Source organism: Pseudoalteromonas sp. NJ631, assembly GCF_000276645.1.
GTDB classification, from domain to species: Bacteria; Pseudomonadota; Gammaproteobacteria; order Enterobacterales; family Alteromonadaceae; genus Pseudoalteromonas; species Pseudoalteromonas piscicida.
The window spans coordinates 316061-324930 of record NZ_AKXJ01000003.1 but is presented as its reverse complement, the minus strand read 5'-3'; the positions used below and the strand labels follow the sequence as shown (position 1 = coordinate 324930).

General features: G+C 43.4%; 8 protein-coding genes and 1 tRNA gene. 7 read left to right on the top strand and 2 right to left on the bottom strand.

Features of this window, described 5'->3' with window-relative positions; genetic code table 11:
• Positions 1–32 precede the first annotated feature (32 nt).
• The 7 genes from A587_RS0108315 to A587_RS0108285 all read left to right on the top strand — a co-directional run bounded on the left by A587_RS0108315 (position 33) and on the right by A587_RS0108285 (position 7567).
• Positions 33–1001 (top strand): TauD/TfdA family dioxygenase, encoded by a 969-nt coding sequence (locus A587_RS0108315; RefSeq protein ID WP_010607107.1) that lies wholly within the window; start codon positions 33–35, stop codon positions 999–1001.
• 81 nt (positions 1002–1082) lie between these two features.
• Positions 1083–2459, top strand: a complete 1377-nt coding sequence (locus A587_RS0108310; protein ID WP_017217213.1) for a serine hydrolase domain-containing protein — start codon at positions 1083–1085, stop codon at positions 2457–2459.
• 266 nt (positions 2460–2725) lie between these two features.
• Positions 2726–3286, top strand: a complete 561-nt coding sequence (locus tag A587_RS0108305; protein ID WP_010368778.1) for a YcjF family protein — start codon at positions 2726–2728, stop codon at positions 3284–3286.
• 80 nt (positions 3287–3366) lie between these two features.
• The gene (locus A587_RS25150; RefSeq protein ID WP_017217212.1) at positions 3367–3543 is read left to right on the top strand and encodes a hypothetical protein; all 177 of its coding nucleotides are present in this window, start codon (positions 3367–3369) and stop codon (positions 3541–3543) included.
• Positions 3544–3698: 155 nt separating this feature from the next.
• Positions 3699–5360 carry a cyclic peptide export ABC transporter gene (locus A587_RS0108295; RefSeq protein WP_017217211.1) on the top strand — a complete coding sequence of 554 codons (1662 nt, stop codon included), beginning with the start codon at positions 3699–3701 and terminating at the stop codon, positions 5358–5360.
• Positions 5357–6436 (top strand): prohibitin family protein, encoded by a 1080-nt coding sequence (locus A587_RS0108290; RefSeq protein WP_017217210.1) that lies wholly within the window; start codon positions 5357–5359, stop codon positions 6434–6436. Before A587_RS0108295 ends, A587_RS0108290 begins: the two co-directional genes overlap by 4 nt.
• A gap of 69 nt (positions 6437–6505) precedes the next feature.
• The gene (locus tag A587_RS0108285) at positions 6506–7567 is read left to right on the top strand and encodes a DUF6765 family protein (RefSeq protein WP_017217209.1); all 1062 of its coding nucleotides are present in this window, start codon (positions 6506–6508) and stop codon (positions 7565–7567) included.
• 43 nt (positions 7568–7610) lie between these two features.
• Here the strand turns inward: A587_RS0108285 and A587_RS0108280 are convergent, their stop codons facing one another.
• Positions 7611–8357, bottom strand: a complete 747-nt coding sequence (locus A587_RS0108280) for a hypothetical protein (protein WP_017217208.1) — start codon at positions 8355–8357, stop codon at positions 7611–7613.
• 407 nt (positions 8358–8764) lie between these two features.
• Positions 8765–8841, bottom strand: a tRNA-Ile gene (locus A587_RS0108275).
• Positions 8842–8870: the final 29 nt, after the last annotated feature.

Below are 8870 nucleotides of genomic sequence, written 5' to 3'. Positions count from 1 at the left end.
CAAAAGTACTTACTTTTAAGGATGGGAAAACAATGGATCACGCACTTTCTTTGGAATTGGATCCGACAACAATTGCAGCAGACTCTCGGATACATGACTTATCTGAGGTTAAACAAAGCGGCATGGCATGGGTGAAAAACCACGTTCAAGAGGTGAATAACTGGGTTGAGCGAGATGGTTTTGCATTGCTTCGTGGCTTAAATATTGTGAGCACGAATCAGTTTAGCGCCATACTTGAGACCTTGTTTGGTGAGCGTTTAAGCCAGTATGTTTATCGCTCCTCACCGCGTACGGCACTGAACAACAATATTTACACCACCACGGAATATCATGCCGATCAAGTGATCCTGCAGCATAACGAAAATGCTTACTCCAATGTTTGGCCGATGCGAATGGGCTTTTTTTGTGTGATCCCAGCAACCACGGGTGGGTGCACTCCACTTGCCGACAGCCGTGAAGTATATCGTCGTATTCCCAGTGAATTAAGAGACAAGTTTGAGCGTTTAGGTGTGCAGTACGTGCGTAACTACGGTGATATCGACCTACCTTGGCAAGAGGTTTTTCAGACCGAGAGTAAAGCCGAAGTTGAGCAATATTGCCGACAAAATGAAATCGAATTTACTTGGCTTGATGATAAAAGGCTACAAACCAAGCAATGGCGTCCGGCGGTCATGCGCCATCCAAAAAGTGGTGAAAAGGTATGGTTCAATCAAGCTCACTTGTTCCACTGCTCGAGCCTAGATAATCAACTCAGTGCACAAATGCGTGACAGTATCGGCAGCGAATTTTTACCTCGTAACGCCTTTTTTGGTGATGGTAGTGAAATAAGTGACCAAGACATCAAGCTCATCAATCAAGTTTATCAAGACCTCACTTTTGCTTACCCGTGGCAAAGAAACGATATTTTGCTGCTGGATAATATGCTGTTTACTCACGGCAGAGAGGCCTATACAGGCACTCGTAAAGTACTAGTTGGCATGGCAAATATCGCGTCAGCATAACTAGTTGATACTTATTCCGATGAAAGTCGGGCAACAACATTTGTTAGTGGTTACGTGGTTGGCAATGTAAGGAATGAAAAAATGAAATGGCTAATACAACTACGGCTAAGAATGATGATGCTATTTTGCATCACCTTAGCACTGGCTTCTTGTTTGCAGAAAAAGAGTGTCGCAGATAATCACACGATTATGCCTAATCAATTAGAAATGATAGAGGCGGTGGTGAAGGAATATTGCGATGCCAACCTATTCTTTGGCACGGTTTATATCACCTCGGTTGATAAGGTGGTGTACCAGTCCAACTGCGGACCACAGAACATGCAATATGATGTTGATAACAGCGTTAAGTCTAAGTATCGCATTGGCTCCAATACCAAAGCGTTTTCGGCTGCTATTTTAATGAAGATGTTAGATGGTAAGGACTTACGGCAGGAAACCATTGGCGATCATTTGCCTTGGTACCCAGATAATCAATGTGCGGATGTTTCGTTACATCATTTGCTTACTATGTCGTCTGGGATCAATAACTACAGCGATAACGAAGCCGTATACGATAACTACGGTTGGCGGCCTTATTTATATAACGCGAGTCTAGATCTTAACGGACCGGAAGATTTTAGTAACCGCTTTTGCACCTGCGGTGCCGAAGCGGGGCAAAGTGGTACACCGTCATTTACGCCCGGCAGTAAGTATGAATACAGCAACTGTAACTACTATCTTATCGGTAATATCATCGAGCAGTTAGCGGCTGGCAAACAAGGCAATATTGGTCGTGAGTATTGGTTTGCCAATATCGTTCAAGAGCAAATTTTAAACCCGCTTAGCATGACGGACAGCGGCTCTTACAGTGCGATTGGTGTCTATGCAAATATGACTACAGGTTATATCTATAATCAAAACCAATATTTATCGCTTGCTAATGGCCGTCCACCAGCCACTGGAGGCCCCGCACCTTACGAAGATATTTTAGTGAATCCATATAGCAACCCATTAGTGCTGTATTCAGCTGGAGATTTGTATTCCACAGTGGAAGACATGCATAAATGGGATCAAGGTTTGTATGGCACTCAAATCTTAAATGATACCCAGAAACTAGCGGCCTTTGCTCCCTACTCTAACACTGGTAGTAGCGACGAGTGTGAATACTATGGCTATGGCTGGTTTGTCACTTATGTCGACCCAAACCAGTACGGCAAAGTGGCAAATTGCCCCGAAAACCCAGCCGATGCAAATCTCAGAATGTATGAAAAATTCTTACAGTACTCTGGTAGTTACCCCTATTCATGGGTGACCAGTTTTACTCGTTTACTGGAACGAGATCAAAGCATTATGGTGTTTAGCAACTATGTGAAAGAGGGGATTGAGTCAGATTGTATCGCCAAGGAGATCCGCAACATTATCTTCTATAGTGATAAACACCGTACCGAGCAATGCCAGCAAGATTTGAATCAGGCATAACGCGGTAGGGAAAAACACTGAGCTTTCGCGCTCGGTTAAACAAATTAATAGAACGCCTGCAGTAGGTGGCAACGTTTCGCTCAGTTGTATTTGTGACACTGTGCAAATCCTTGGTTGTTCTTAGGTTTACTTCTTCATCATGGATGAAGGCGGTAAAGCTCAGAGTTGAATAAGTGCAGCTTGTTTGATTTTGGGTACTAGGGCAAGTGCCAATATGGTGCTTGATGAGTTCGACAACTGTTTAAATAAATCATAGAGGATGAATTATGGCAGTGACAAAAACAGCGAAGGATGACAAGGCGAGCGACGCTCCAGAACAACAGGAATCACAACTTGTTGCTGATGAAGACAGAGCAGCCGTTGCTCAGCTGATTGTCGACAAATACACAAAATGGTCGTTTGGCTCTGGGTTTATTCCCGTTCCTGCGGTTGATTTAGTGGCGTTGACAGGGATCCAAATGAAGATGATAGGCGAAGTAGCAAAAGTCTATGGTCAATCATATGGTGACAACAAGCTGCGTGGCACAGTAAGCGCATTGATTGGCGGCTCTTTTCCACAAACCTTAGGGGGCGCGGGACTAAGCAGCTTTTTGAAGGCGGTTCCTGTCCTTGGCACGTTAAGCGCAATCGCATTTATGCCAGTTGTGTCTGCGGCATCAACACACGCAGTAGGCGCAACTTTTGTTCGACACTTTGAAAATGGCGGCACGCTGATAGACCTGAATCTAGCAAGTATGAAAGGGGATATCGCAGACATCGCAGCTAAGTATCGTGCAAATAAAGGGAATGCGGACGCAACAGCTACAGCGGATAAAGCCACAGTATAACCGATACTGGCTGACATAAACCGGCAGGCAACTGCTGGTTTATTCTCCGCACCGAATTTATCAACAACTTGGAGAAAATTATGCTTATCGCTTTATATTTAGTGTTATGCATTTTAACTGGTTATTGGGGACGAAACACCTTTGCCGGACCTGTGGGCTTCTTTTTAATTTCGTTGATGTTTACACCTATTGTTGGCTTGATCATTTTACTAGTTGGGCAAAAGCGCAAGCCCACAGAGGTGAATGACGAGGAATGAGATCTTACATTGCTGGTAAAACTGGGCGGTTTATAAATATAACTTAATGTTTTAATGAAATATTTATTTAAATCCAACAGGCAGTTTTGATTTTTAGGGACTATGCTAAGTAGCATGCGCGGGCGGTAGCCCAATAACAATAAAAGATAATAACAATGGTATTGTACGAATTAATTCGCCGACATATTCAGATAAAGAAAAGGACCTTTATTGCACTGGGGTGCATTTCTGGTTTGGCCAATGCGTTGGTGCTTGCGCTTATCAACAACGTAGCAGCCAATATCTCTGATATTAATAAAGAAAATCATATTCTTTACTACTTGGTGCTATTTACACTGACGATTGCAATATATGGTTTCACTCAGCAAAGATTGATGACTAAAGCCGCGCAAATGGTGGAGCGTGCTATAGACAAATTGAGAGTCGATCTGTTTGAAAGCATTCGTCATACCGAGTTGTCAACACTAGAGAAAATTGGCAAAGAGCGGATCTTTAATACCATCAGCAAAGAGTTGCAGACTATATCTCAGTCGGCGCAGCTGTTTGTGATCATTGGTCAATCCATTAGTTTGGTGTTTTTCACATCGCTCTATATTGCCTGGCACTCTTTTGTGGCTTTTATGGTTATCTCGACACTGATTTTGGTCGGAGCCAGTATTCACCGATTACGCGCCAATGAAATCCAGCGCAACATGCGCATTTCTTTTGAAAGCGAAAACCAGCTTATTCAACGCTTATCTGACTTGCTCGATGGCTTTAAAGAAGTAAAGCTCAGTGAGCCAAGAGCGGAAGATTTAGAACATGAATACCGCCGTGATTCGAATCGTGCAAGGCGTGCAAAAACCAAAACCCAAACCTTGTTTGCGACCGACTTTATTCTGTCGCAAATCACCTTTTTCGCAGCCACAGGCGCGATGGTGTTTATCGTCCCTATGCTTTCGGATGTATATACCGATGTGGTCATTAAAGTTACCACTGCATCGCTATTTTTAATCGGCCCTATTACCAGTATTGTTGGTGGGATCCCCGTTTTCACCACCGCAACAGAGGCGGCGCAAAACGTCTTAGCATTGGAGCGCGATTTAAAAAATGTCCAAGATGAGCAAGAGATTAAACGACCTGAACCTGGTGAAAGCCTAACCTCATTTAATGCCATCACCTTAGCGGGGGCGTTTTATCAACATCAGAAAAAATCGAGCGATCGTCCGTTTGCTGTGGGGCCGGTGGATATCACCTTTGAACAAGGAAAAACCACTTTTATTACCGGTGGTAATGGTAGCGGTAAAACAACGTTTATACGGATGTTGACTGGCCTTTATGAATTACAGAGCGGACAAATCCTTTTGAATGGCAAAGCGGTTACGGAAGATAATCGCCTTGCTTATCGAAGCCTATTCACAGCCGTTTTTGCAGATTTTCATTTGTTCCAGCAGCTCTATGGTATTCGTGATTTGAGTACTGAAGAAATCGACGAATGGTTGGACTTTTTAGAGATGCGTGCCAAAGTGGGTATTCAAAATGGGGCGTTTAGCACCATAGACTTATCATCAGGCCAGCGCAAGCGTTTAGCGCTTTTGAGTACCATTTTAGAAAATCGTCCCATTTACATCTTTGATGAGTGGGCGGCAGATCAAGATCCTATCTTTAGACGAAAATTCTACGAACAAGTGTTACCTCGTTTAAAAGCGCGTGGTAACACCATTATCGCCATCACCCATGACGATGCCTACTTCCATTTGGCCGATGTACACTTAAAAATGGAGGAAGGTCAGTTGTTAGCACACCACGACAGTGAAAGTAATGGAGTACCATCATGAACATTAATATTTCAGGGGATTTTGCCTTACTCGTCGCCGGCGGCTTAATACTGGCACTGATCCTATCTAATTTGCTCATGCGGGTGTTAAAGCGTTACAAGCCCAAGTGGCATAAGCGTATTTTGTCTTGGCGTTTTCGTGCTGGTGTGACGTTACTTATTTTATTATTTATTGCCGTTGCATTGGTCAAAATCATTTTTATCAAGGTAGACTCAGGTCAAGTTGGAGTACTTTGGAAGCGCATTGGCGGTGGTACGTTCGTAGAACATCCATTTTATGAGGGCACGGTGCTAGTTTATCCTTGGGATACATTGACGATTTATTCGAGCCGATTCCAAACCGCGACTACTCAGGTACATGCGATCACCTCTGAGGGCCTGCGGATCCAACTAGATATCACCGTACGTTACCGTCCTGTAGTGGAGCATATTCCCTACCTACATAAATTAGTTGGAGAGGATTATTTAGATGAAATGGTGATCCCTGAGGTGGCCTCTGCAGTGCGCATGATTGTTTCTGACTATACTGCGGAGCAAGTCTATGGTCATCAGCGTCTAGAAGTTCAGGCTCGGCTATTGAATACGGTGTTAAAGGAGCTACAGCTGCAAGAAAAAACAATTCTTGAGCAAGAGAACAGTACGATGCAAGGGCATAACTTAGTGAACCTTGACGATATGCTTATTCGGCAGGTAGATGTGCCAGATAAAGTACATAACGCAATTATTTCCAAAGTGAATCAAATGTACTTAAATCAAGAGTATGAAATGCGTTTAGAGGTAGCCAAAAAAGAGGCAGAACGGAAAAAAACCGAAGCGCAGGGCATAGCCGACTTTCAAGAAACGGTGAGTGGCGGGATCTCTGAAACTTATCTAAGATGGCGCGGCATAGAAGCAACCATAGAATTGGCAAAATCTAACAATGCAAAAGTGGTGGTAATAGGCAGTGGTAAAGATGGCCTACCACTGATTTTAAATACAGAGGGTGGCACACCGGCTTTGCCAGCCTCGGTTAACCCAAATGCTACGGATCCACAAAGCCAAGAACCGCAAACGCCTAATGCGACTAAATCAAAGTAAGGAGTAGTTACATTTTCAGTGTCACGGACTACACTGTGGCGATAAAGGAAAAGAGAAGGACAACGAAAAATGCAAATTGATTTACATCATGGTATGACATGGGTGGTCGCACGCGCGGCGGGGTTCACCGACCAAGAGGCTGAAATTATTGCTTACGCGGCACAATACGTAGACGATGCAACAAACTATGGTCACATCAAGTTTGATAACGGTGCCGCTTATGAGCGCATCGCAACCGCCCACAGGATGCTCGATTATAAAAGCCTAGACAGCTTAAAGAATATGAAAGTGTGGGTACCTTTTCATTTCCTACCGGGTAATGGCGGTTTACCTGCTGGGCAAAATCCATCGGGCACCTTTATTCAAAAGCTAGTGTGTAAGCCACATTCTCATGTAGCAAAAGATATGGTCGCTGAGTGTATTGCAGATAAGCATAGGCCTTATGGACTGCACCGCCTTGGTATCACCTCTCATGTCTTTATTGATACTTGGGGCCATCAGGGATTTGCTGGCATACAGCATAAAGTTAATGAAGTGACTGAAATAACGGACTTGAATGGTGAAGCAGAAGAGACTTGGCGCGAGCGAATTAGAGAATACTTTTTAAATGTTGTTCAAGATGATATTCCAAGTTTAGGGCATGGGCAGGCGCTTTCTCATCCTGATCAGCCTCATCAGCAGTGGAGCTACATCAACGGATTGGGCGAAAAAGTGGTGCGAGATAATCCAAGCGATTTTCTAATCGCAGCCGATGAGCTTTGCAAAGTCTATCAAGACTATCGAGGCGAGGTTATCAGTGGCTTGAGTGAATCATTAAAGCAAGAAATAGCGCAATGCTTTGCTGAATTTGATATGGATGATGGTGAAGAACGTCATCAACTGTGGCTTGACGCCATTGAAGCTAACCGGTTTGGACTTGGAAGTTATACCCTAACTTACATTGCAAAAGGTGAGGGGTCTTGGAAACACCAAGCGCTAGGTACAACCCGTGCTAAAGGTGACGACGATAGCTATTCATTTCGCAGTGAATTCTTAACTTCTAACTGGAAGTATTTTCACGATGCAGCCAAAAAGCATCGCCTCTGTGTCATTGATGATATTTTGCCCAAATACGGAATTTGTGTGAGCTAAGCTTCAGTAAAGTAAGTGCAGCTAGGCTGCACTATTTTTGTGTTTAAAATAGCTCGGAAGAAAGCTCACGAGATTGCGAATTTTGATTTATATGCCAAGTTTCGACAAGGCGAGTTGTACCGCCCGAGTTTTTACAGATTAATTCTGTCACCAGTACCTTATAAAAACCACTGTATTTAGCCTCACCCACAACATTCAAGACATCACTATAAAATCCACCTTGATGTCTTTCATTGAAAAATTCGGGGTTACCACTGACATAATTGGTTTTACGGCACTGGCCTTGATGCGAGTTGTTATTAATATTAATCAAGCCAGTATATTGAACATTTGCAAAATATCCTGGGCCATTGCTCGGCGTTTGCCAGTCAGCCACCGTGATTTCACTGTGCCATACAACGGCGGGAGCCTTGGGTATCTTGTGATAAACAATTGCTTCTTCACCTGAGGGTAAGGTGCAGCTGAGTTTAACCGACTTTTCTGTCAGCTTATGCTCCGCAGGTAGTGGGCCAGAAATAAAGGGCGCGTTGAATGTGAGAGGAGCAATCAAATCGCCGGTTTGTGTATTAACCACTTCAAATTGATGGCATTTATCCACCGCTAAGCCGCCCGTGAGCGCATTAAAGTACTCAGTTGTGCCTGCACGAGCTGAGATAAAATCGACAGGTGCGCCCTGATACTGCGAATGATCTCCCGCACCATCCTGATCATAAAATACCTGAGTAGCCAAAACAGAAGTGGAACTACAAGCCAATGCCATCGCAAGCAGTCGAGTGTTGAATGTAACCATAGTCTTTCCTTTACAGTTGTGTTTGTTTTTTATTCAGTTTCAATATAAGGTAAATGTAACTTCATGCAACTTTTTGATTTTTCTGGTTTTGGCAACTATCTAATTACTGCAACCGCTATGTGTATTGGTACGTGATGTGGATATAAATACTTAGAGTTTAGCCAGCGTTAGATGAATGGAGTTCAAGTGGGTAGAGGTTAGAGTCATCAGGCGCTCTAGTTACTAGGTTTCAATATTTTATGATATGGATTGAAAGTTGTGTTTGTACCTGCTTTGGATTAAAGCTGTGCAACTTTAAAGTTTAGGGCTAAGGAGCCAATATCTTTATAGTTTGCAATCAAATAAGCTTTTGAATATTGATTTCAGTAGTACGTTAAAAAGAGTGCAAAAGACGTAAGGTAAGAAAATGGTGGCCCCACCTGGACTCGAACCAGGGACCTAACGATTATGAGTCGTGCGCTCTAACCAACTGAGCTATAGGGCCATTTTGTATTGTAAGTGCTCATTAAATTC